Origin of the sequence: Streptomyces sp. NPDC046859 (assembly GCF_040645135.1) — a bacterium.
Taxonomy (GTDB): Bacteria; Actinomycetota; Actinomycetes; order Streptomycetales; family Streptomycetaceae; genus Streptomyces.
This window is the reverse complement of sequence record NZ_JBEYXR010000002.1, coordinates 404,369-426,035: the sequence shown is the minus strand read 5'-3', so window position 1 is coordinate 426,035 and position 21,667 is coordinate 404,369. Positions and strand designations below refer to the sequence as shown.

Here is a 21,667-nt window from a genome sequence, read left to right as displayed (position 1 = left end):
GCGGCTCATGCGGCTTCCGTCCGGTCGGCGGCCATCCCGGCGGCGTCGAGCAGCGCCGTGCCGACGATGAGGTCGGCGCCGCCGAACTCGGGGTCGTCCAGCTCCGTACCGTCGTCCACCGCGAACAGCAGCTTCTCCTCGCCCTGCCGGTAGGCGGTGCCCACCGGAGGGCTGGCGGCGTGCACGGCCAGCAGGGCGACCAGGTAGGGCAGTTCGGGGTCCTGCCGGCGTGCCTCGGCCAGCAGGCCGGACAGCCGGCGGGGGGCGTCGGCGGGCAGGTCGAGCAGCTCCGTCGCGGCGGCGAGCTGCTCCTCGCTGAACCGGCTGTCGTCCGGGGTCGCGATGAGGTCCGGCTCGGGCATCTCGGCGCCCAGGTGCTCCCGCTCCACGGGCGGGGTGAGCAGGATGTCGACGAGGTCGCCGAGCCGCACCGACACCGGTGTGCGCAGGCCGGTGCCGTGCGTGAAGAAGGCGTCCGTGACCCGGACGGCCCGCTCCAGCGGCAGCGGCAGGACGGGTGCGACGAGATGCCCGTACAGGTCCATGCCCGACGTGGTCAGGGGGGTGGCGAAGGCCTGCCGGTCCTGCTCGGCGCGGAACAGCGGTCCGGCCTCCAGCAGCCGGGACTGGAGCTGGGTGTGGCGCCGGATGCAGTCCTTGACGATGTCGACCAGCTCGGCCGCGCGGCGCTTGTGCTCCGGGTCCTCGGTCTCGTCACGGGCCTTGCGGATGTTGGTGAGGATCGCGTTCTCGTGGCGGTACCGGTCGGCGACGTGGTCGAGTGCTTCCGCGATCATGTCCGGGACGGCGTTCAGCCAGTCGACCGCCCGGACGTTGCGACGGGTGGCGTCCAGGGCGCGGCGCAGCGTCTCGGAGTACTGCACGGTGCGGTACCTGGCCTGCTCGGCGGCCAGCTGGGCGTCCGCGAGGCGCCCGCGGCTGATCAGCACCTCCAGCTTGACCTCGGCGGCGATCTGCGCGCTGGTGACGTCCGTGTCCAGGGCGCCGACCAGGACGTTGACGGCCTCGTCGGTCGTGCGGAGGTACACGGTGCCCCCCGGACCCGGGACCTCCTCGATCAGCTTGAAGTCGTAGTCCCGGCGGACATAGCTGCCGTCCGGCGTGAACGTGCCGTACACGGCCCGGAAGCCGCGGTCGACGCTGCCGACGTTGATCAGGTTCTCCAGGACCCAGCGGGCCACCCGCTCGTGCTCGGCGACGGGGCGCCGCGGGGCCTGGGCGGCGATGCGGGGGATGAGGCGGGCGACTATCTGGTCGTGGTCGGCGCCCGTGTCGAAGTCCATGTTGAGCGTGACCAGGTCGATGGCGGCGAGGGCCACCTCGGCCATGCCGTACACCGAGTACTCGCCGGCCAGATTGGCCTTGCGGGCGTCGAGGTCGTGCAGCGGCGCGGTGCAGGCGAGCGCGCGCAGCCGCCGCGCCAGGCCCTCGTCGGCGGCCGGGCCCGGCGCGGGGCGCGGCCCCGCGCTGAGCTGGGGCGGAACGCGGTCCGTCGATGCAGGCGAAGTCACGGTGCACAGACTAGGTCCTAGGTCTGACAACGATCCAAACGGCACGGATCGCCTCGGGCGGGCGCGAGCCCCTCCGCGTGGGCCCCTCGTCCAGCGCCTGCCCGGGAACCCCGCCTCAGGGAACGATCTCCCCCTCCCCGACCCGTCGCCGGTACACCTCGACGACGCGTTCCAGGGAGTCGTCGAGGTAGACGCCGAGGATCCGCTCGGCCCCGGCGGTGTCGCCCGCCTCCAGCGCCCGCAGGAGCTCCTGGTTGCGGGCGAGGTAGGGCTCGTGCAGACGGCGGGGATCGTCCACGACGTGGAAGGCGAGCCGCAGTTCGGCGAAGACGCTGCGCATGAGCTCGTCGGTGCGTTCGCTGCCGGCCAGCGCCACCAGTTCGCGGTGGAAGTGGATGTTGGCGGTCCCCAGCGATTTCCAGTCACCTTCGCGCACGGCACGCTGCCCTTCGGCGACGGCTTCGGCGGGCCCCTCCAAGGGGTACGGCGGCTCGCCGAGCCCGCGGACGACCGCGCACTCGACCAGGCGCCGGGTGCGGTAGATGTCCTCCACGTCCTCCACGGTGAGGACCCGGACGAACACCCCCCGGTTCAACTCGTGCACCAGGAGCCGTTCATGGGTGAGCAGGCGGAACGCCTCGCGGAGTGTGTTGCGGGACACACCGAGCGCCCCGCCGATGCTGTCCTCCGACAGCCGGGTCCCGGGCGGGAAGAAGCCCTCGGAGATACGGCTCCTGAGAATGTCCGAGACCCGCTCCGCCGTGCTCGTCCGCCCCAGAAGGGCCCGGTCGTCGGCCAGTCCGCCCAGCTGCTCTGCCATGCCCGGAATTCAACCGCAGTCAAAGGAACGAAACAACAGGGGTATTGAAGGATCGTTCAACGATCCTCTACCTTGCTGCTCACCGTCCGGTTCAGCACGGCACACCTCCGCTCCCCTCACCGCCGGCTTCCACCACCCCCCACCCCCGGCTCCACCCCCGTCCCCCTCCCTTCACTGCGAGGTGCCCATGAGCACTCCCCCTCCACCGCGGACCTCGAAGACCGCTCCTCCGGACGCTCCCCACCCGGCCACCGCCGCCGAGCCCGCGGGCGATGACGGCACGCTCGGCTGGCTGCGCGCCCTGGGACCGCGTGGGCGCCGCGCGTTCGCGGGTGCTTTCGGCGGGTACGCCCTGGATTCGTACGACTACTTCACCCTGCCGCTCAGCATGGTGGCGCTCGCCGCGTATTTCGGTCTGGACAGCGGCCAGACCGGTCTCTTCACCACTGTCACCCTGGTCGTCTCCGCGATAGGCGGCGCCCTGGCGGGCGTGCTGGCCGACCGGATCGGCCGGGTCAAGGCCCTGATGGTCACGGTCGTCACCTACGCCGTGTTCACCGTGGCCTGCGGTTTCGCCCCCAGCTACGAGTGGCTGCTGGTCTTCCGTGCCCTCCAGGGGCTGGGCTTCGGCGGCGAGTGGGCGGTCGGCGCCATCCTGGTCGCCGAGTACGCGAGCGCGCGGCATCGGGGCCGCACCCTCGGGGCGATCCAGAGCTCCTGGGCCGTCGGCTGGGCCCTCGCGGCGGTCATGTACACCTTGGTGTTCTCGTTCGTCGGCGACGACCTGGCGTGGCGGGTGATGTTCTGGACGGGCGCCCTGCCCGCGCTGCTCGTCATCTGGATGCGCCGCCGGGTGCACGACGCCCCCGAGGCCGTCGCCGTGCGCGAACAGAGCGCGGAGAAGGGCTCGTTCACCGCGATCTTCAAGCCGGGACTGCTGCGCGTCACGCTCTTCGCGGGCCTTCTCTCCACCGGCGTCCAGGGCGGCTACTACACCCTGGCCACCTGGGTGCCGACCTACCTGAAGACCGAGCGGGAGCTGTCGGTCGTCGGCACCGGCGGGTATCTGACCTTCCTCATCTCCGGTGCCTTCGCCGGGTATCTGACCGGCGGCTACCTCACGGACCTGCTGGGCCGCCGCCGCAACATATGGCTGTTCGCGCTCCTGTCCGCCGTCTGCATCCTGGCGTACGCGAACATCCCGGCCGGCGCCAACACCTTGCTGCTGGTGCTCGGTTTCCCGCTCGGCTTCTGCATGTCGGCCATCTTCAGCGGCTTCGGCTCGTATCTGAGCGAGCTGTACCCGACGGCCGTGCGCGGCACGGGACAGGGCTTCACGTACAACACGGGCCGCGCGGTGGGCGCCGTCTTCCCCACCATGGTGGGCTTCCTCGCCGACAGTTGGGGGGTGGGCGGTGCGCTGGTGTTCGGTGCGATCGGCTACGGCATCGCGGCGCTCGCCCTGCTCGGCCTGCCGGAGACGCGCGGGAAGGAGCTGGTGTGAACCGCGGCGCCTCGCCCGTCGCCGGTGTGCCCGACTCGCCGGTCGCCCTCGTCGACGCGCACGCACGCGCGTGGAGCCCCGCGGAGGCCCGCGCCCGCTTCCGCGCCGGGCTGGCGGGCCCCACCGCGGGGGTCGCGGCGGGCCACACCCAGGCCAATCTGATCGCGGTGCCCGCCGACTGGGCCTACGACATGCTGCTGTTCTGCCAGCGCAATCCGAAGCCCTGCCCGGTGCTTGACGCCACGGACACCGGTTCCTGGACGACGGTCCTCGCGGACGGCGCCGATCTGCGCACCGACCTGCCGCGCTACCGGGTCTGGCGGGACGGGGAGCTGGTGGACGAGCCGACGGACGTGCGCGCCCACTGGCGGAGCGATCTCGTGTCGTTCCTGATCGGGTGCAGCTTCACCTTCGAGTCGGCGCTCGGCGAGGCCGGCGTCCCGATCCGCCACGTCGAGCAGGGCCGCAACGTCCCGATGTACGTCACAAGCCGCCCGTGCCGCCCCGCGGGGCGGCTGCGCGGGCCGATGGTGGTGTCGATGCGTCCGGTTCCGCCGCAGCACGTGGCGGCCGCCCTGCGGGAGACCGGACTGCTCCCGGCGGTGCACGGCGGACCCGTGCACTGCGGCGACCCCTCGGCGCTCGGCATCGCGGACCTGGGACGCCCCGACTTCGGCGACCCGGTGGACCTGGAGCCCGACGACATCCCCATGTTCTGGGCCTGCGGGGTGACTCCGCAGGCCGCGGTGATGACCTCGCGCCCGCCGTTCGCCATCACACACGCACCGGGTCAGATGTTCCTGACCGACGCCCGCGACGAGCAGTACCGCATCGTCGCCTGACCACCGGACCGGGGAAACGACGGACTCATGACTTCGATCGATCTCAACGCCGACCTGGGCGAGGGCTTCGGCCGCTGGCAGCTCACCGACGACGAACAGCTGTTGTCGGTCGTCACCAGCGCCAACGTGGCCTGCGGCTTCCACGCCGGGGACGCGGCCACCATGCGGCGCGTGTGCGAGCAGGCGGCCGCGCGCGGGGTGCGGATCGGCGCCCAGGTCTCCTACCGGGACCTCGCGGGGTTCGGGCGGCGGGCGATGGACGTGCCGCCCGCCGAGCTGGCGGCCGAGGTGGCGTACCAGATCGGCGCCCTGGAGGTCTTCGCGCGGGCCGCCGGGGCGCGTGTGGCGTACGTGAAACCGCACGGCGCGCTCTACAACCGCGTCGTGCACGACGAGGAGCAGGCGGGCGCCGTCGTCGACGGCGTGCTCCTCGCCGACGCCACCCTGCCCGTGCTCGGCCTGCCGGGTTCACGGCTGCTGGAGCTGGCGGACAAGGCCGGACTGCCCCCGGTCCCCGAGGCGTTCGCGGACCGGGCGTACACCGAGCAGGGCACGCTCGTCCCGCGCGGCCGGGAGGGTGCCGTGGTCACCGATCCGGAGGCCGTCGTGGAACGGTCGCTGGGGCTGGCCCGCACCGGCGAGGTCACCTCCCACACGGGGACGCGGGTCGCGGTACGCGCGCGGTCGCTGTGCCTGCACGGCGACACCCCCGGGGCCGTCGAACTGGCCCGCCGGGTGCGGCAGCGGCTGGAGGAGTCGGGTGTCCGGGTGGAGGCCTTCGCATGAGGACGCGGCCCGTCGGCGACGACGCGCTGCTGGTGGAGGTGTCCTCGGGCGAGGAGGCCCAGGCCCTGCACGCGGCGTTGCTGCGCCGCCGCGCCGAAGGCTCACTGGCGGTACGCGAGATCGTCCCCGCGGCGCGCACGGTCCTGCTCGACGGCCTCACCGACCCGGACCGCCTCGCCGCCGAACTCGCCCTGTCCGACGTGCCTGCGGCCCCGGCACACGCGCGTGATGTCGTCGAGCTCCCCGTGCGCTACGACGGACCCGACGTGGACGACGTCGCCGCGCACTGGGGGGTGTCGCCGGACGAGGTCGCCCGTATCCACGCGGGCACCGAGTTCAGCGTCGCCTTCTGCGGGTTCGCGCCCGGCTTCGGCTATCTGACCGGGCTGCCGCCGCGGTACCACGTCCCACGCCGGGCGACCCCGCGCACGGCCGTCCCCGCGGGCGCGGTGGCCCTGGCCGGCCCGTACACGGGCGTGTACCCGCGTTCCTCGCCGGGGGGCTGGCAGTTGATCGGCACGACGGACGCGGTGCTGTGGGACCACACGCGGGTGCCGGCGGCACTGCTGGCGCCGGGTACGCGGGTGCGGTTCGTCCCGGTGGACGGCTCATGACCGACCACGCGCTCTCCGTCGTCCGCGCCGGCGCCCTGACCACCGTGCAGGACCTCGGCCGTCCCGGTCACGCGCATCTCGGAGTGCCGCGCTCGGGTGCCCTGGACCCGCCCGCGGCGGCGCTCGCCAACCGGCTGGTCGGCAACCCCGTCGACGCCGCCGTCCTGGAGACGACACTCAGCGGCTGTACGGTGCGGCCCCGTTCGGCGGTCCTGGTGGCCGCGACCGGCGCGCCCTGCCGGGTCACGGTGGACGGCCGTCCGGTCGCGTGGGGCGCTCCGGTGCGGGTGGCGGCGGGCGCGCTGCTGGACGTGGGCCCCGCCACGGCGGGCGTGCGCACCTATGTGGCCGTCTCCGGGGGCGTCGCCGTCGAGCCGGTGCTCGGCAGCCGTTCCACGGACCTGCTGTCGGGCCTGGGCCCGCCGCCCCTCGCGGACGGCGCGGTGCTGCCCCTGGGCCGCCCGGCGCGGCCGCACGCGCGCGTGGACGTCGCTCCCCAGCCGGCGCCTCCGGCGGAACTCGTCCTGCGCGTCACGCTTGGCCCGCGCGCGGACTGGTTCTCCCCGGATGCGGTGCGGGTCCTCACCTCGCGCCCCTACCGCGTCTCCCCCGCGAGCAACCGCATCGGCCTGCGCACCGAGGGCCCGGTCCTGGGCCGGGCGATCACCCGTGAACTGCCCAGTGAGGGCATGGTCCTGGGCGCGGTCCAGGTCCCGCCCGACGGCCGGCCCGTCGTCTTCCTCGCCGACCACCCGACCACGGGCGGCTACCCGGTGATCGCGGTGGTCCGCACCCCCGACCTCCCCGCCGCCGCCCAGGCACCTCCCGGCACCCCGATCCGCTTCGTCGCGGTAGGCCGCCGCTGATCCCTGCCGGGGGCCGCCCAGAACCGCTCCCGGTATGCGTGCGCGCCCCCGGCGGCTTGACACAGGCCCGCCCGGGGTCGGGGTACGGCGCGGGGTCCCCGCCGGCGGCGAGCCCCGGCGGACCGGACCGCCCCCCGGACGCGAATCGCCGCCAAGGCGGGCACCTCGGTACGGGCCGCCCAGAACCGCTCCCGGTATGCGTGCGCGCCCCCGGCGGCTTGACGCAGGCCCGGCCAAGGGTCGGGGTACGGCGCGGGGTCCCGGCGGCGGCGAGCCCCGGCGGACCGGACCGCCCCCGGACGCGTGTCGCCGCCAAGGCGGGCACCTCGGTACGGGCCGCCCAGAACCGCTCCCGGTATCCGCGCGCGCCCCCGGCGCCTTGACACAGGCCCGCCCGGGGTCGGGGTACGGCGCGGGGTCCCCGCCGGCGGCGAGCCCCGGCGGACCGGACCGCCCCGGACGCGAATCGCCGCCAAGGCGGGCACCTCGGTACGGGCCGCCCAGAACCGCTCCCGGTATGCGCGTGCGCCCCCGGCGGCTTGACGCAGGCCCGGCCAGGGGTCGGGGTACGGCGCGGGGTCCCGGCGGCGGCGAGCCTCGGCGGACCCGACCGCCCCGGACGCGAATCGCCGCCAAGGCGGGCACCTCGGTACGGGTCGGCCGGCCGCACCTGCGATCGTGCCGCTCGACCGGTCCTCGACGCCGGGCACGCGCCCCCTGGGCGGGACGGCGTATCCGTAGACACCGTGCCGGCACAGAGCCGACCCCCCTGCCGGCCCCGGCTTCAGCCCGTCGTCGCGTCCGGCCCGATCCGGCTGCGTACAGCCGTCTGCACCTCGTCCTCCTCCGCGGGATCCGCGGCGAGGCGGCGGAGGCGCTCGACGACCCGGGCGTCGCCGGTCTCGGCGTGCCGGGCGGCGATCTCGCGGGTGTTCTCCTCGCAGTCCCAGAGGCATTCGACGGCGAAGCCGGCCGGGAAGGAGGGGTCGGTGGCGGCGAGGGCGCGGGCGGTGCGGCCGCGCAGATGGGAGGAGGCGGTCTCCCGGTAGATATGGCGCAGGACGGGAGCGGCGCAGGCGATGCCGAGGCGTCCGGTGCCGTCGACGAGGGTCCACAGCGTGGGGGCGTCGGGGCCTTCGCCGCGTACGGCCTCCCGCAGCGCCGCGAGGACGAGGTCCTTGTCCTGGGCGCCGCCCCGGCAGGCGAGTACACGTCCGGCTGCGGCGCCCAGCGCGTCGGGCCGCCGGGCCCAGCCGCGCGCACGGTCGACCGCGGCGACGCCGCGCATGCGTTCGAAGGCGTCCACGGCGGCCTCCACGACGGCCGGTGAGCCGGTGACGACGGCGGCCTCCACGAGGTCGAGCACGTCGGGGTCGCCGGCGTCCGCGAGGTAGCGCAGGGCGGTGCAGCGGGCTCCGTCGCCGCCGTCCCGGGCCGCCGCGACGATCTGGGGCCGGTCCTCGGGCCCGGCGACGGCCGACAGGCACCGGGCGGCGGGCACGTGCAGCGCGGCGCCCCGGTCGAGGCCCTCCTGGGCCCAGTCGAAGACCGCCTGCACGCTCCATCCCGGGCGGGGCCCGGCGGGGCGCATCTGCCGCTGCCAGCGGTCGAAGCACCCCGCCTCGTGCGCGGTACGCACCCGCGAGGCGATCGACGGCCGGGGATCGTCGGCCCACAGCCGCCAGGGCCGTGGCTCGAAGGCGTCGCGTACGGCGACGGCCAGCTCGGCGTCGCCCTCCGGGTCGGCCGGGAAGCGCGCCAGGACGGGGGCGGCGAGGGCGCGCAGGCCCGCGTCGTCGTCCCTCAGCGCCAGTTCGTCCAGGGCCCAGGCCCAGTTCGAGCCCGAGGCGGCGTACCTGCGGAGCAGTTCGAGGGCGTCCCGGCGGCCGTAGGACGCGAGATGGCCCAGGACGGCGAGGGCGAGCCCGGTGCGTGACTCGTCGGTGTCGAGGGTGTCCTCGGCGTCGAAGAGGTGGGCCTCGATCGTGTCGAGCTCGCCGTTCAGGTCGAGGTAGAGCCGGGCGTAGTAGAGGGAGCGGTTCTCCACCTGCCAGTCGTGCCGGGGATCGTGCAGCACGCACTGGTCGAGGGCCGCGAGCGCCTCGGAGCGCGGGGCGGTGAGCGCGTGCAGCGTTCCGTCGCCGCGGCCCCGCTGGAGCAGGCCGAGCAGCGTACCGCTGGGCGCTATGACCGGTTCGAACATGGGAAACAGCCTCACATCAAGCGTCGACGCAACCGGGGTTCTTGCTTCACCTGGCCGCGTGACAACACGTCGGGGCGCCCGCCGTTTCCTGCTTGCTGTAGACCATCTTCCTCTGCCTCTCGTCGGTGGCCCATGCGGACCGATCACGGCCCGCGCGGTGCGGCAACACCTGCCCAGCCCCCGCGTCCGTGAATCACGACGTCATGATGACTCGGCACTTCCGTCCGCCGCGACCGAAATTACGGCGGCCCTGTACCGCCTCCCCCGTTTTCCGTGTCCTCGCTGGTCAGAACCGTCGGATCAGTGTGCGCCGAACAGCTCGAGCAGTTCGGTCTTGCCGAACATGCGGGCCGTGTCCACGGCGGACGGCGTGCCCGCGGCCGGGTCGGCGCCTCCGTCGAGGAGGGCCTTGATCACCTCGGTCTCGCCTTTGAAGACCGCCCCGGCGAGTGGTGTCTGGCCTCGGTCGTTGACGCGGTCGCCCTCGGCACCGCGCGCGAGGAGGGCGCGTACCGCGTCGGCGTGCCCGTGGTAGGCGGCGAGCATCACGAGGGAGTCGCCGCGGTCGTTGGTGAGGTTGGCCGGAACGCCCGCGTCGACGTACGCCACGAGCTGCTCGGTCTCCCCCCGCCGGGCCAGATCGAAGATCTTGGTCGCCAGCTCCACGACCTCGGGGTCGGGGGCTTCGCTCATGGCCGGACCGCCTTCCTGCGTGCACGGGGACTGGGTTCTGCGGGGAGCAGGGTACGGGCCGGCGAGCGGAGCGCGGCCGTACGGGTGATTCGCCAGCGTACTGGCTCGCGCGGCACATGACCCGCTGCGTCCGCGGCAAAGATCATCGCAGACACAGTGGGGCTCAGGAGCCCGGCTCATCCGGCCAAGGACACTCCGCCGAGCGGGGGAAATCCTCCGAATTTCACCCACTTGCACCTTTTATCGTATGGATACATCCTGTGAGCCTGGAAGTACTCATGGTGACTGTCCCCACAAACCAGGAGCACTCAGATGATCCTCTCCATCTCAGGCGTCGTACTGCTCGGCATCGTCGTCTTCATCTTCTTCCGCAAGGACGGGCTGAAGGCGTCGCACGCCCTGATCTCGGCCCTGTTCGGCTTCTATCTGGCAAGCACGGCCATCGCCCCGAGCATCAAGGCAGGCGGCGAGAGCCTGGCGAGCCTCCTGGGCGGCATCCAGTTCTGACGCCGCCCCCTCCCGCCCGTACGCACTCGTAGGAGACAGCAGTGGCCCGCCGCCCCCTCCCCCGCATCCTGAGCACCGGCAGCGCACAGTTCGCCCGGAGCCGAGAGCTGGCCCGGACGCAGTTCGCCCGAAGCCGGGAGCTGGCCCGGACGGCGGGCGACAGCGCCTCCGACGTCCTCCACCCGCTGATCACGATCACCCGCGGTCTGCGCCGGCTGGCTGCCGCCGGACGGCGCAGATGGGCCGAGACCCCCAAGGACAGGCGCGGTCCGCTCCTCTTCCTGGTGGCCTCGGTGATCCTGGTCGTCGCGCTGGTTCCGTACGGGCCGCTGCTCGCCGTCATCACCGTGATGGCGGCGGCAGCCTGGCAGGGCAGGGACCGCGAGCCGGCTCCCGAGGGGCCCGACCCGTCCCGGACCGAGCGGCTGAAGGCGCTGTACGAGGCGCTCGTCCCGTACTTCTCCGCTCCCGAGGACCCCGAGCCGCTGTACTTCCACGGCGGCGACTGGGAGAAGGCCCTGCCCGAGTACGAGTTCGACGGCACGGGCCGGGTGGCCCGGCTGCTGATCCGCTATCCGGCCTACTTCACCGACGGGGAGGCGCAGGCCCGCATCCGGATCGAGCATCTGCTGACCTCCAAGGCGGGCCGTGGCCGCGAGTACCACTTCGACTGGGACGAGGAGGGCAACGAGCTGACGGTCTCGGCGCTCGCCCCGCTGCCCACGGACATCGCCGCGCAGCGGTTCGTCACGGCACCCGGCGAGACCGTGCTGGGTTTCACCGACGCCACCCTGGTCCGCCGCACGCTGCCGCTCACCCACGGCGCCCAGCAGCGCGACGTCCCGCCGGTGGTGTGGCGCACCGGTCTGCGGTCCACCGAGCCGCACCTGCTCGCCGTCGGCCAGCCCGGCAGCGGCACCTCCACCCTGCTGCGCTCCATCGCGCTCCAGGCACTCCAGCACGGTGACGTGGTCATCGTGGAGGGCGGCGGCACCGGCGAGTACGCCTGCCTCACCGGCCGGGACGGGGTCCTGGCCGTCGAGTGCGGGCTGGCGGGGGCGGTGGCCAGCATCGAGTGGGTGGCGACCGAGACGGAACGGCGCCTGATCGCCGTCAACCGGGCCCGGCAGGCCGGCAACCCGCCGCCCGAGGACACCAAGCGCCCGCTGTGGGTCCTGCTGGACCGCCCGACCGTCTTCACGCACCTGGCCGCCGCCGACGGCCGCAAGGACCCGCAGTCCCTCCTCCAGGTGCCCCTGCGGCACGGTCGCGCCGCCGGAATCACGGTGGTCGTGGCCGAGCAGTGGGACGCGCTGGACGCCCTCGGCGACGCCGTACGCCAGCACACGCGCGCGCGTGTCGTGCTCGGCCCGGCGACGGCGGAGCAGCTCGAATCCGTCCTCGGCGCTCCCCCGCACACCACGCCGGTCGCCGACACCCCGCCCGGCCGCGGCTACGCCCGCCTGGGCACCGGCCTGGTCCACCGCCTCCAGGTGCCGGCGACCCCGGACCCGTACGACGACGCGACGAGCGAGGCGCACCGGCAGGCCGTACTGGACCTGCTGCCGGAGCGCACCACCCCGATGGAGGCGGAGCCCTCGCCCCGGCTGTCGAAGACCGAACCGGAGCCGGAGCCGGTCCCGGTCGAGGCCGTGGTGGCCGAGACGTCGTGAGGCGGGCCCGGACGGGGCCCGGTCAGGCCACGAACGGCCGCACCGACTCGCCCCCGCCGGTGACCCCGCTCTCCACGAGCCGTGCCGCCGCGGCCAGGCGGCTCGCCGCCTCCTCGGCGACCGCGCCGCCCACGGTGAACGGCAGCCGGACGTAGCCTTCGAAGGCGCCGTCCACCCCGAAACGGGGCCCGGACGGCACCCTGACGCCGACGCGCTCCCCCGCCTCCGCGAGCCGCGACCCCGACAGGCCGCCCGTGCGGACCCACAGGGTGAGGCCGCCGCGCGGCACCTCGAACTCCCAGCCGGGCAGTTCGCGGCGGACGGCGGCCACGAGCGCGTCCCGGTTCTCCCGGGCCTGGCCGCGCCTCGCCTCCACGGCCTGCTCCCAGCCGCCGGTGCCGAACAGCCAGTTCACGGCGAGCTGCTCCAGCACGGGTGTGCCCATGTCGGCGTAGGCGCGTGCCGACACCAGGCTGCGGATCACGTCCGGGGCGGCCCGCACCCAGCCGATCCGCATGCCGGCCCAGAAGGCCTTGCTGGCCGAGCCGACGGTGATGACGGTCGATCCGGCGGGGTCGAACGCGCACACCGGCCGGGGCATCTCCAGCTCCGGGTCGAGCCACAGCTCGCTCATGGTCTCGTCGGCGACCAGGACGGTCCCCGCCGACCGGGCGGCGTCCACCAGCCGACGGCGCTGGTCCTCGTCGGCCAGGGCGCCGGTCGGGTTGTGGAAGTCGGCGACGACGTAGGCGAGCCGTGGCGCCGCGTCCCGCAGGACCTGCCGCCAGCGGTCCATCTCCCAGCCGGACAGCCCCTCCGCCATGGCGACCGGCACGAGCCGGGCGCCGGCCTCCCTCATCAACTGGAGGATGTTGGCGTACGACGGCGACTCCACCGCGATCCGCTCGCCGCGCCCGCCGAACATCTGGCAGATCGCGTCGATCGCGCCCATCGCCCCGGTCGTCACCATGATCTGCTCGGGCATGGTCGGAATGCCGCGCGCCGTGTACCGGTCGGCGATCATCGCCCGCATCGCGGGCAGCCCGGCGGGATAGTCGCCGTGGGTGTGGGCGTACGGCGGCAGTTCCTCCAGGGCCCCCTGGACGGCGCGGGTCAGCCAGGGCTCGGGGGCGGGCAGAGCCGCGCAGCCCAGGTCGATGATGGAGCCCAGCGCCTCGGGCGGCAGCGGCTCCAGCCCGCGCGCGGGCAGCGGGTTGCCGGCGGGCACGGCCGTCCAGCTGCCTGCCCCGCGCCGCGACTCCAGGAAGCCCTCGCCGCGCAGCGCCTCATAGGCGGCGGCCACGGTCGTACGGCTCACGGAGAGCGCGAGGGCGAGTTCCCGCTCGGCGGGCAGACGGGCGGCGACCGGGACACGGCCCTCGAGGACGAGCAGCCGGATGCCGTCGGCCAGCGCCCGGTACGCGGGCGGACGCCGGGTGCCGGGGCCGGCGGGACGGTCCTGCTGCGAGGTGAGGAGTCGGGCGAGCTGCGCGGCACCCACCGCGGAAGTCCACTGCGCCATGATTTCCAGTCCACCTACTTCGAATTGGCCATGGATGGCGATGCATCCCAAGCCACAGGGTGTCATGCGGCAGGCCACTACCACCACCAGGGGGCGCAATTGTCCAGCCAGCGGCATCTCGTGCGACGGCTGTCCCAGCTGTACGCGGGCCTCGCCCTCTACGGGGTGAGCGCGGCACTGCTGGTCGGCGCGGGTCTCGGCCTGGAGCCCTGGGGCGTACTGCACCAGGGTCTCGCCGAGCGCACCGGTCTGACCATCGGGGTCGTCTCGATCATCGTCGGCGCGGCCGTGCTGCTGCTGTGGATCCCGCTGCGCCAGCGTCCCGGTCTCGGCACCGTCTCCAACGTGTTCGCGGTCGGCCTGGCGATGGACGGCACCCTCGCGCTGCTCCCCGAGACGCACGGCCTCGCCGCGCGGATCCCGCTCCTCGTGGCCGGCATCGTGCTGAACGGCATGGCCACCGGCCTCTACATCGCCGCGCGTTTCGGGCCGGGCCCGCGGGACGGCCTGATGACCGGCCTGCACCGGCGGACCGGGCGCTCCATCCGGCTGATGCGCACGGCCGTCGAGGTCGCGGTCGTCACGACCGGCTTCGCGCTGGGCGGGACCGTCGGTGTCGGCACGATCCTGTACGCGCTGTCCATCGGCCCGCTGGCCCAGCTGTTCCTGCGGGTGTTCGCCGTCCCACCGCTGTCCGGCGGAAGCACGGTCGTTGCCGGCGGGCAACCCGAGGGGGCGATACTACGTCCGTGAGCACCACGCGGATACGCCACCCCTACCTCGACCACCCCGGCCCCATCCCCTTCGCACACCGGGGCGGCGCGGCGGACGGCCTGGAGAACACGGCGCTGCAGTTCCGGCGGGCCGTGGAACAGGGCTACCGGTACATCGAGACCGACGTCCACACCACGCGCGACGGCCGGCTCGTCGCCTTCCACGACGCCACGCTGGACCGGGTGACGGACGGCGCGGGCCGGATCGGGGACCTGCCCTGGGCGGAGGTGCGGCAGGCCCGGGTGGCGGGCGAGGAGCCGGTGCCGCTGTTCGAGGAGCTGCTGGAGACGTTCCCGGAGGTGCGCTGGAACGTCGACCTCAAGGCGGAGGCCGCGCTCCACCCCTTCCTGGAGCTGGTCGAGCGCGCGAACGCCTGGGACCGCGTCTGCGTCGGCTCCTTCTCCGAGGCGCGCGTGGTCCGTGCCCGGCGCCTGGCGGGCCCGCGCCTGGCGACGTCGTACGGGAGCCGTGGGGTGCTCAACCTGCGGCTGCGCTCCTGGGGCGTGCCCGCCGCGCTGCGCCGCTCGGCGGTGGCGGCCCAGGTTCCCGAGGCCCAGTCCGGCATCCAGGTGGTCGACCACCGCTTCGTGCGGACGGCCCACGCGCACGGGCTGCAGGTGCACGTGTGGACGATCAACGATCCGGAGCGGATGCACCGGCTCCTGGACCTGGGAGTGGATGGCATCATGACCGATCACATCGACACGTTGCGCAAGGTCATGGAGGACCGGGGCGTCTGGGTCTGACCCCCGTCCTGGCTCCGCCCTCGCGCGGGATCTCCACGGGGAAGCGAGGGCACGGGGTGGGCACCGAGACCGTGCGCACGGAGGTGGCCGACGAAGCCGCCGGACGGCGTAGCGAACAGCGCGGCTGGTACTTCTACGACTGGGCGTGCTCCGTCTACTCGACGAGCGTGCTCACCGTGTTCCTCGGCCCGTATCTGACGTCGGTCGCCGAGGAGGCGGCGGACGCGGACGGCTTCGTCCACCCGCTGGGCATCCCCGTGCGCGCGGGGTCGTTCTTCGCGTACTCGGTCTCCCTGTCGGTCGTCGTGGCCGTGCTGGTGATGCCGCTGGTCGGGGCGGCGGCCGACCGTACGGGGCGCAAGAAGCCGCTTCTGGCGGCCGCCGCCTACACGGGCGCGGCGGCGACCGCGGCGATGTTCCTGCTGGACGGGGACCGCTATCTGCTCGGCGGCCTGCTGCTCGTGGTGGCGAACGCCGCGCAGTCCGTCGCGATGATGCTCTACAACTCCTACCTGCCGCAGATCGCGGCCCCCGAGGAACGCGACGCGGTCTCCTCCCGGGGCTGGGCGTTCGGCTACGCGTCGGGCTCGCTGATGCTGGTCGTGAACCTCGGCCTGTATCTGGGGCACGACTCGTTCGGGGTCTCCGAGGGCATGGCCGTCCGCATCTGCCTCGCCTCGGCCGGTCTGTGGTGGGGCGGGTTCGCACTGGTCCCGCTCCTGCGGCTGCGCGACCGGGGACCGGCCGCCGGGCGGGCCGCCGGGCAGGGCACCACCTCCGGGTTCCGGCAGCTCGCCGCGACCCTGCGCGACATGCGCCGGCACCCGCTCACCCTCGCCTTCCTGCTGGCCTACCTGGTCTACAACGACGGCATCCAGACGGTGATCACCCAGGCGTCGGTCTACGGCTCCGAGGAACTGGGGCTCAGCCAGTCCACCCTCATCGGGGCCGTGCTGCTGGTGCAGGTCCTCGCGGTCGCCGGCGCGCTGACCATGGGACGCCTGGCGCGGATCTACGGCGCGAAACGGACGATCCTGGGGTCGCTGGTCGCCTGGACGGTCACGCTGGCCGCCGGATACTTCCTGCCGGCCGGGGCCCCGGTGTGGTTCTTCGTGCTGGCGGCCGGGATCGGCCTGGTCCTGGGAGGCAGCCAGGCGCTGTCACGGTCCCTGTTCTCCCATCTGGTGCCGCCCGGCAAGGAGGCCGAGTACTTCTCGGCCTACGAGATGAGCGACCGGGGCATGAGCTGGCTGGGCCCGCTGCTGTTCGGCCTGACCTACCAGCTCACCGGGAGCTACCGGGACGCGATCATCTCGCTGGTGGCCTTCTTCGTGATCGGGTTCATCCTGCTCGCGCGGGTACCCGTACGCCGGGCGATCAGCGACGCGGGCAACCGCGTACCGCCCACGATTTAGCGTTCGGAGTGAAAGGGCGGTAGTGTACGCGTTTGGCCTACCAGGCGTACCGTTACTGCGCGTCAAAGATGCCGAAACGCTGGGTCACATCTCCTTGCAGATGTGACAAACCGGGCGCCGGTGGGTACGACATTGGTCAGCAAGGCTGCGGCTACGACGGCGACGCATGACCCGGAACGTGACTCGGAACGGGAATCTTTACCGCCGACCGGACGTTGACCGGATGACGACGACAGCGACACCTGTCCTGTGGGCGACAAGCCCGGGAGGCACGATTCATGAGTGAGCGAGCTCTTCGCGGCACGCGCCTCGTGGTGACCAGCTACGAGACGGACCGCGGCATCGACCTGGCCCCGCGCCAGGCCGTGGAGTACGCATGCGAGAAGGGGCACCGGTTCGAGATGCCCTTCTCGGTCGAGGCGGAGATCCCGCCGGAGTGGGAGTGCAAGGTCTGCGGAGCCCAGGCACTCCTCGTCGACGGCGACGGCCCTGAGGAGAAGAAGGCCAAGCCCGCGCGTACGCATTGGGACATGTTGATGGAGCGGCGTACCCGCGAGGAACTCGAAGAGGTCCTCGAGGAGCGACTCGCCGTTCTCCGGTCAGGGGCGATGAACATCGCGGTTCATCCCCGGGACAGCCGCAAGTCCGCCTAGCGGACACCGGCCGACGAGCGCACACACACCGCAGGTGCCCCACGGCACCTGCGGTTTTGTGCGTTGTCCTGGCAGCGCCGGTGGCCAGGGGATGTCCGCGAAGTCGCCTGCCGTCCGATGTCCGGCACGCTCCTCCGAGCTCTTCGGACAGGGAGACCCCCACTCGCCGCACCGGTCGGCCCGCCCACGGGCGGACGACGCGACTTCACACGGAGACGACCTAGCGCGTCAGCGGCGGGCGGGGCTCCTGGGGCTCGTCACCGGGCCGCTCGCGGATGACCTCGCCCTGCACGATCCTGCCGTCGGGGTGGTGGATGCGCGCCTGCTGGAAGGCGTCGCCGAACGACCCGGCCGCCGCCTCGCGCAGCCTGCGCTCGAAGGTCCGCTCCGCGACACGGCTCACCACCTTCTGCACCGGCGGGACCAGCAGGAGCAGCCCGAGCGCGTCGGAGATCAGACCCGGCAGCATGATCAGCAGGCCGCCCAGCATCATCAGCCCGTTCCCACCGCCGCTCTCCGGGGTGCCGCCGCGCTGAAGTGCCTCGTTGAGCGCCTGGAAGGCACGCCGGCCCGCCCGCTTCACGACCACGGAGCCGAGCAAGAGCCCGGCGACCAGCAGCAGGAAGACCGTGAGCCCGCCGGCCGCGCCGGCCACCACCGTCAGCAGCCAGATCTCCAGCACCAGCCACGCGGCGACGCCCAGCGGCAGGAAGCCGCGCAGACGGGAGCGGCGGGGCCGGGCGGGCGAGGTGGAGGTCGGTGCGCCAGTCGTCATGCGTCCAGTGTGCCTGGGCCCGGTTCAGAGCGGTATAAGCGGACGGCCGGGGCCGCTCGTCCTACGCCCGCTCCCTCTTGGGCGTCGACGGCTTCCCCCGGTTCACGAGCTTGCCCACCCGCTCCTGCGCCCCCCAGGTGGTGACCCGCCACAGCGCCTCGACCAGGATGTCGCGGCTCATCTTGGAGTCGCCGAGCGCGCGCTCCACGAACGTGATCGGGACCTCGACGACGTGGTAGCCGGCCTTGACGGCCCGGCGGGCCAGGTCGACCTGGAAGCAGTAGCCCTGGGACGCGACGTCGTCCAGGCCGAGCCCCTCCAGGGTCTCGCGGCGGAAGGCACGGTAACCGCCGGTGATGTCCCGCAGGGGCAGGTCCAGGGCGAGGCGGGAGTAGAGGCTGCCGCCCCGGGAGATGAACTCGCGGGACTTGGGCCAGTTCACCACCCGGCCGCCCGGCACCCAGCGCGACCCGAGGACCAGATCGGCCCCCTTGAGGGCGGTCAGCAGGCGCGGAAGCTCCTCGGGCTGGTGGGAGCCGTCGGCGTCCATCTCGATCAGCACGCCGTACCCGTGCTCCAGGCCCCAGCGGAAGCCCGCGAGATAGGCCGCGCCGAGGCCCTCCTTGCCCTTGCGGTGCAGAACCTGGACATGATCGTCCTGAACGGCGAGCTCGTCCGCCAGCTTGCCCGTGCCGTCGGGGCTGTTGTCGTCGGCCACGAGCACGTGCGCGTCGGGGACCGCTTCGCGGACCCGGCCGACGATGCTCTTGATGTTCTCCGCCTCGTTGTAGGTCGGGATGATCACCAATGCCGTGCCGAGCGGGCCGAACTGCCTCCCCCGGTCCTGTGCCGCGAGGGTCCCGTCGCCGTCGTTCACTGCTGCCCCTTCATGTCCGTCCGCAGAGGACCACCATAGTGGGCGCGGCCTGCGCCGACGTGACAGCACGGTCGTACGGCGCTGCGGGACGCGCGCGGGGGATCCTCGCGCGGAGGTCGGCGGGGCGCGGCCGTCTGCGGATGGGGGCCCGGCGCCCTTCGGGCCGACCTGGGACCCGCCGGCTGCGGGTCGACCTGAAGCCGTTGTCTACTGAGCGCCCGGGCCCCACCCGGGTCACACCTCCCCGGCAGGCCGGAACGTTCCGTCGTCGCCGCGCCGGCGCTGAGCCTGGCTCCCAGTGGCGGTGCGCCGGTGCGGCACACCGTCCCTGACCCAGCGGCGTTGCGACCGTTTCCCGGAAGTTCCCCGGTGGTCTGCTCGGGCGTCCGGTGGTGGACGCCGCCGAACCTACCGGCCCCGGACCTCCGCCTGTCAACAGGCGTGCGACCTGCGGCTTTTCGGAAGCGTCCCAGGTCAGCGCCCAGGATTCCCAGGTCGTACGACGCACCGGCGCGGGCCGGGCCCGCACACGCCACCCCGGTAGATCACTCGCCCGGCCGTACGAAGACCGTGCGTCCGCCGATCACCGTGCGCAGACAGACCGGCAGGTCACGGCCCGGGGAGAGGTCGGGAAGGCCGGGGGTGCCGGAGCGCGGGTCGGTCGACCAGCGCGCGACCCGGTCGTCGGGCGCCTGGACGACCAGGGCGCCGGTGCGCCACACCGCGTAGTCGGCGGGCGCGCCCGGCACCAGGATTCCCGCGTCGTCCCGGCCGACGGCCCGCCAGCCGCCCCGCGTGTGCGCGGTGAACGCGGCGCGCACCGACACCCGGTGCTCCGGCGTGTGGTGGAAGGCGGCGGCGCGGACCGTGCCCCAGGGGTCCAGCGGCGTGACCGGGCTGTCCGAACCGAACGCGAGGGGCACCCCGGCCCGCAGCAGGGCCGCGAACGGGTTGAGCGCGCGGGCGCGTTCGGCACCCAGACGCTGGGCGTACATACCGTCCTCGCCACCCCACAGGGCGTCGAACGCGGGCTGCACGGACGCGGTCAGACCGAGCTCGGCGAAGGCGGCGACGGTCTCGGGGGTCAGCATCTCGGCATGCTCGACGCGATGGCGGGCGGCGCGGATCCGGGCGAGGCCGACCTGGTCGGCGGCGGCGCGCATCCCGTCGACGACGGCGGTCACGGCGGCGTCCCCGATCGCGTGGAAGCCCGCCTGGAGTCCCGCCTCGGTGCAGGCGACGACGTGGGCGGCGACGGCGGCCGCGTCCAGGTAGGCGGTGCCGGTGTGCCCGGCGTCGCGGTAGGGCTCGTGCAGGAGGGCGGTGTGGGAGCCGAGGGCGCCGTCGACGAACAGGTCGCCGGCCGCGCCGGCGGCGCCGAGTTCACGCGCCTTGTCGACGTCCTGTTCGGCCCAGTAGCCCACGACCCGGGGGCCCGGCTCCCGCGCGGCGAGTCGGAGCAGGCCGGTGAAGTCGTCCTCGGAGGAGATGTCGGGCCCGCCGCACTCGTGGACGGTGCCGATGCCGAGGGACACGGCGTGCGCGAGGGCGGCCCGCTGGGCCTCGGCGCGCTGGGCGTCGGTCAGGGCGGCCAGCGCGGTGGCGCGGACGGCGTGGTGGGCGTCGGCGACGAGCGGGGCGTCCGGCGCGCCGGCGGCGCCCGGCGTCATCTCCAGCAGGGCCGTGGTGACGACCGCCGAGTGGACGTCGATACGGGACAGGTACAGCGGACGGCCGCCGGTGGCCTCGTCGAGCTCCGCACGCGTCGGCGGGCGGCCGCCGGGCCAGCGGGCGGCGTCCCAGCCGTGCCCGAGCAGGACGCGGTCGCCCGGGCGGGCGGCGGCGAAGTGCCGTACCAGGGCGAGCGCGGCCTCCAGGGAGGGGGCGCCGGACAGGTCGAGCCCGGTCAGCGCGAGGCCGGTCGCCGTGGTGTGCACGTGCGCGTCGGTGAACGCGGGGGTGACCAGCGCGCCGTCCAGGTCGACGACCTCGTCCACGCCGTCCGCGAAGGCGTCGGCGGCCCCCTCGGAACCGACCCAGGCGACCTGGCCGCGCTCCACGACCATCGCGGTGGCGAAGGGATCGGCGGGGCTGTGGACCTCCCCACGGCGGAGGAGGACGGTCTGCGGCTGGGCGGTGGACTCACTCATGGGAACAGTCTCGCGCCTCGCCCGGCCGCCTTCGGACCGGGGTCGCCGGGAGGGCGGTCAGATCCTCGGCGGCCGTGCCTCGTACGGCGTGGACAGCACCACGGTCGTCCGGGTCGAGACGCCCGCCAGCGACCGCAGCCGGGCGAGCAGCTCCTCCAGCTCGTGCGGGGTGGCCACCCGGACCTTGAGGATGTAGTTCTCGTCGCCCGCCACGCTGTGGCAGGCCTCGATCTCGGGCACGCCCGCGAGCCGGTCCGCGATGTCGTCGGGGGCGCTGAGATCGAAGGGCTTCACCGAGATGAAGGCGGTCATGGGCAGTCCCACGGCCTCCGGGTCCACGACAGCGGCATAGCCGCGGATGACGCCGCGCTGCTCCAGCCGGCGCACCCGCTGGTGCACGGCCGACGTGGACAGGCCGGTGGCCTTGCCCAGGTCGGTGTAGCTCATCCGCCCGTCCTTGACGAGCAGCTGCACGATCTGTCGGTCCAGCTCCTCCATGGCAAGAACCTACAGGGCTCTTGATCTCCTCGGATACCTCGCCGGCCCAGGTCATGGCCGGTTCGTGATGTCGGCGCCGGCCGCTGTCGGTCCGCCGGGGGACAAACCGGCCGCAGCGGGCACCTGCGAGCGGCATGTGACGAAGGCCACAGTCGTCGAACAGGCTCCGTGATGTCGCCGTGATTAACGCCGTGGACCGGAGGGAAGTGCTTGCTGT

General features: G+C 73.6%; 20 protein-coding genes. 11 read left to right on the top strand and 9 right to left on the bottom strand.

The annotated features are described in order from the left end of the window. Nucleotides 1-5: 5 nt before the first annotated feature. The gene (locus ABZ899_RS04370) at nt 6-1,532 is read right to left on the bottom strand and encodes a hypothetical protein (RefSeq protein WP_361340493.1); all 1,527 of its coding nucleotides are present in this window, start codon (nt 1,530-1,532) and stop codon (nt 6-8) included. Between the two features lie 115 nt (nt 1,533-1,647). Then, the gene (locus tag ABZ899_RS04365) at nt 1,648-2,352 is read right to left on the bottom strand and encodes a GntR family transcriptional regulator (RefSeq protein ID WP_361340490.1); all 705 of its coding nucleotides are present in this window, start codon (nt 2,350-2,352) and stop codon (nt 1,648-1,650) included. 187 nt (nt 2,353-2,539) lie between these two features. Between ABZ899_RS04365 and ABZ899_RS04360 the strand changes: the two genes are divergently transcribed. The 5 genes from ABZ899_RS04360 to ABZ899_RS04340 are packed head-to-tail and all read left to right on the top strand — an operon-like array spanning nt 2,540 to nt 6,964. After that, on the top strand, nt 2,540-3,856 hold the full coding sequence (locus tag ABZ899_RS04360) for an MFS transporter (protein WP_361340487.1): 1,317 nt from the start codon (nt 2,540-2,542) through the stop codon (nt 3,854-3,856). A gap of 26 nt (nt 3,857-3,882) precedes the next feature. Further along, nucleotides 3,883-4,698: a putative hydro-lyase gene (locus ABZ899_RS04355; protein WP_361340578.1), complete on the top strand. Its 816-nt coding sequence runs from the start codon at nt 3,883-3,885 to the stop codon at nt 4,696-4,698. 27 nt (nt 4,699-4,725) lie between these two features. Beyond that, the gene (locus ABZ899_RS04350; protein ID WP_361340485.1) at nt 4,726-5,484 is read left to right on the top strand and encodes a 5-oxoprolinase subunit PxpA; all 759 of its coding nucleotides are present in this window, start codon (nt 4,726-4,728) and stop codon (nt 5,482-5,484) included. Continuing rightward, on the top strand, nt 5,481-6,098 hold the full coding sequence (locus ABZ899_RS04345) for an allophanate hydrolase subunit 1 (RefSeq protein WP_361340482.1): 618 nt from the start codon (nt 5,481-5,483) through the stop codon (nt 6,096-6,098). The genes ABZ899_RS04350 and ABZ899_RS04345 overlap by 4 nt, the downstream gene beginning before the upstream one ends. Further along, nucleotides 6,095-6,964, top strand: coding sequence for a biotin-dependent carboxyltransferase family protein (locus tag ABZ899_RS04340; RefSeq protein ID WP_361340480.1), 870 nt, complete (start codon nt 6,095-6,097; stop codon nt 6,962-6,964). The genes ABZ899_RS04345 and ABZ899_RS04340 overlap by 4 nt, the downstream gene beginning before the upstream one ends. Before the next feature lie 784 nt (nt 6,965-7,748). Here the strand turns inward: ABZ899_RS04340 and ABZ899_RS04335 are convergent. Beyond that, a complete protein-coding gene (locus ABZ899_RS04335; protein WP_361340477.1) occupies nt 7,749-9,167 on the bottom strand; it encodes a HEAT repeat domain-containing protein in 1,419 nt (472 codons plus the stop codon). A 300-nt stretch (nt 9,168-9,467) separates the two neighbouring features. Continuing rightward, nucleotides 9,468-9,860, bottom strand: a complete 393-nt coding sequence (locus tag ABZ899_RS04330) for an ankyrin repeat domain-containing protein (RefSeq protein ID WP_361340475.1) — start codon at nt 9,858-9,860, stop codon at nt 9,468-9,470. A gap of 312 nt (nt 9,861-10,172) precedes the next feature. Here ABZ899_RS04330 and ABZ899_RS04325 point away from each other — a divergent pair, with 312 nt between their 5' ends. Together ABZ899_RS04325 and ABZ899_RS04320 are read left to right on the top strand one after the other, a co-directional pair. Next, on the top strand, nt 10,173-10,367 hold the full coding sequence (locus ABZ899_RS04325) for a hypothetical protein (protein ID WP_004002760.1): 195 nt from the start codon (nt 10,173-10,175) through the stop codon (nt 10,365-10,367). Between the two features lie 41 nt (nt 10,368-10,408). Continuing rightward, the gene (locus ABZ899_RS04320) at nt 10,409-12,040 is read left to right on the top strand and encodes a hypothetical protein (protein ID WP_361340471.1); all 1,632 of its coding nucleotides are present in this window, start codon (nt 10,409-10,411) and stop codon (nt 12,038-12,040) included. Between the two features lie 22 nt (nt 12,041-12,062). On the opposite strand, the gene ABZ899_RS04315 is transcribed toward ABZ899_RS04320, so the two are convergent. Next, nucleotides 12,063-13,562 (bottom strand): PLP-dependent aminotransferase family protein, encoded by a 1,500-nt coding sequence (locus tag ABZ899_RS04315; protein ID WP_361340467.1) that lies wholly within the window; start codon nt 13,560-13,562, stop codon nt 12,063-12,065. 99 nt (nt 13,563-13,661) lie between these two features. On the opposite strand from ABZ899_RS04315, the gene ABZ899_RS04310 reads away from it, so the two are divergent. The 4 genes from ABZ899_RS04310 (at nt 13,662) to ABZ899_RS04295 (ending at nt 17,150) form a co-directional block, all read left to right on the top strand. After that, a complete protein-coding gene (locus ABZ899_RS04310; protein WP_361340464.1) occupies nt 13,662-14,315 on the top strand; it encodes a hypothetical protein in 654 nt (217 codons plus the stop codon). Continuing rightward, nucleotides 14,312-15,082: a glycerophosphodiester phosphodiesterase gene (locus ABZ899_RS04305; protein ID WP_361340461.1), complete on the top strand. Its 771-nt coding sequence runs from the start codon at nt 14,312-14,314 to the stop codon at nt 15,080-15,082. Before ABZ899_RS04310 ends, ABZ899_RS04305 begins: the two co-directional genes overlap by 4 nt. A gap of 56 nt (nt 15,083-15,138) precedes the next feature. Further along, a complete protein-coding gene (locus ABZ899_RS04300; protein ID WP_361340459.1) occupies nt 15,139-16,497 on the top strand; it encodes an MFS transporter in 1,359 nt (452 codons plus the stop codon). Between the two features lie 278 nt (nt 16,498-16,775). After that, the gene (locus ABZ899_RS04295; protein WP_003977404.1) at nt 16,776-17,150 is read left to right on the top strand and encodes an RNA polymerase-binding protein RbpA; all 375 of its coding nucleotides are present in this window, start codon (nt 16,776-16,778) and stop codon (nt 17,148-17,150) included. A gap of 220 nt (nt 17,151-17,370) precedes the next feature. On the opposite strand, the gene fxsA is transcribed toward ABZ899_RS04295, so the two are convergent. The 4 genes from fxsA to ABZ899_RS04275 form a co-directional block, all read right to left on the bottom strand. After that, a complete protein-coding gene (gene fxsA, locus ABZ899_RS04290; protein ID WP_361340457.1) occupies nt 17,371-17,925 on the bottom strand; it encodes an FxsA family membrane protein in 555 nt (184 codons plus the stop codon). Between the two features lie 61 nt (nt 17,926-17,986). Continuing rightward, nucleotides 17,987-18,802, bottom strand: coding sequence for a polyprenol monophosphomannose synthase (locus ABZ899_RS04285; protein ID WP_361340455.1), 816 nt, complete (start codon nt 18,800-18,802; stop codon nt 17,987-17,989). Between the two features lie 545 nt (nt 18,803-19,347). Beyond that, nucleotides 19,348-20,952: an amidohydrolase gene (locus ABZ899_RS04280; protein WP_361340453.1), complete on the bottom strand. Its 1,605-nt coding sequence runs from the start codon at nt 20,950-20,952 to the stop codon at nt 19,348-19,350. A gap of 57 nt (nt 20,953-21,009) precedes the next feature. Beyond that, nucleotides 21,010-21,450, bottom strand: a complete 441-nt coding sequence (locus ABZ899_RS04275) for an Lrp/AsnC family transcriptional regulator (RefSeq protein WP_361340451.1) — start codon at nt 21,448-21,450, stop codon at nt 21,010-21,012. Nucleotides 21,451-21,667: the final 217 nt, after the last annotated feature.

Excerpts from the sequence above, each read along its gene's own strand:
- ABZ899_RS04365 (WP_361340490.1), bottom strand. The coding sequence starts at position 2,352 with ATGGCAGAGCAGCTGGGCGGACTGGCCGACGACCGGGCCCTTCTGGGG.
- ABZ899_RS04360 (WP_361340487.1), top strand. The coding sequence starts at position 2,540 with ATGAGCACTCCCCCTCCACCGCGGACCTCGAAGACCGCTCCTCCGGAC.
- ABZ899_RS04350 (WP_361340485.1), top strand. The coding sequence starts at position 4,726 with ATGACTTCGATCGATCTCAACGCCGACCTGGGCGAGGGCTTCGGCCGC.
- ABZ899_RS04345 (WP_361340482.1), top strand. The coding sequence starts at position 5,481 with ATGAGGACGCGGCCCGTCGGCGACGACGCGCTGCTGGTGGAGGTGTCC.
- ABZ899_RS04340 (WP_361340480.1), top strand. The coding sequence starts at position 6,095 with ATGACCGACCACGCGCTCTCCGTCGTCCGCGCCGGCGCCCTGACCACC.
- ABZ899_RS04335 (WP_361340477.1), bottom strand. The coding sequence starts at position 9,167 with ATGTTCGAACCGGTCATAGCGCCCAGCGGTACGCTGCTCGGCCTGCTC.
- ABZ899_RS04330 (WP_361340475.1), bottom strand. The coding sequence starts at position 9,860 with ATGAGCGAAGCCCCCGACCCCGAGGTCGTGGAGCTGGCGACCAAGATC.
- ABZ899_RS04325 (WP_004002760.1), top strand. The coding sequence starts at position 10,173 with ATGATCCTCTCCATCTCAGGCGTCGTACTGCTCGGCATCGTCGTCTTC.
- ABZ899_RS04315 (WP_361340467.1), bottom strand. The coding sequence starts at position 13,562 with ATGGCGCAGTGGACTTCCGCGGTGGGTGCCGCGCAGCTCGCCCGACTC.
- ABZ899_RS04295 (WP_003977404.1), top strand. The coding sequence starts at position 16,776 with ATGAGTGAGCGAGCTCTTCGCGGCACGCGCCTCGTGGTGACCAGCTAC.
- fxsA (WP_361340457.1), bottom strand. The coding sequence starts at position 17,925 with ATGACGACTGGCGCACCGACCTCCACCTCGCCCGCCCGGCCCCGCCGC.
- ABZ899_RS04280 (WP_361340453.1), bottom strand. The coding sequence starts at position 20,952 with ATGAGTGAGTCCACCGCCCAGCCGCAGACCGTCCTCCTCCGCCGTGGG.
- ABZ899_RS04275 (WP_361340451.1), bottom strand. The coding sequence starts at position 21,450 with ATGGAGGAGCTGGACCGACAGATCGTGCAGCTGCTCGTCAAGGACGGG.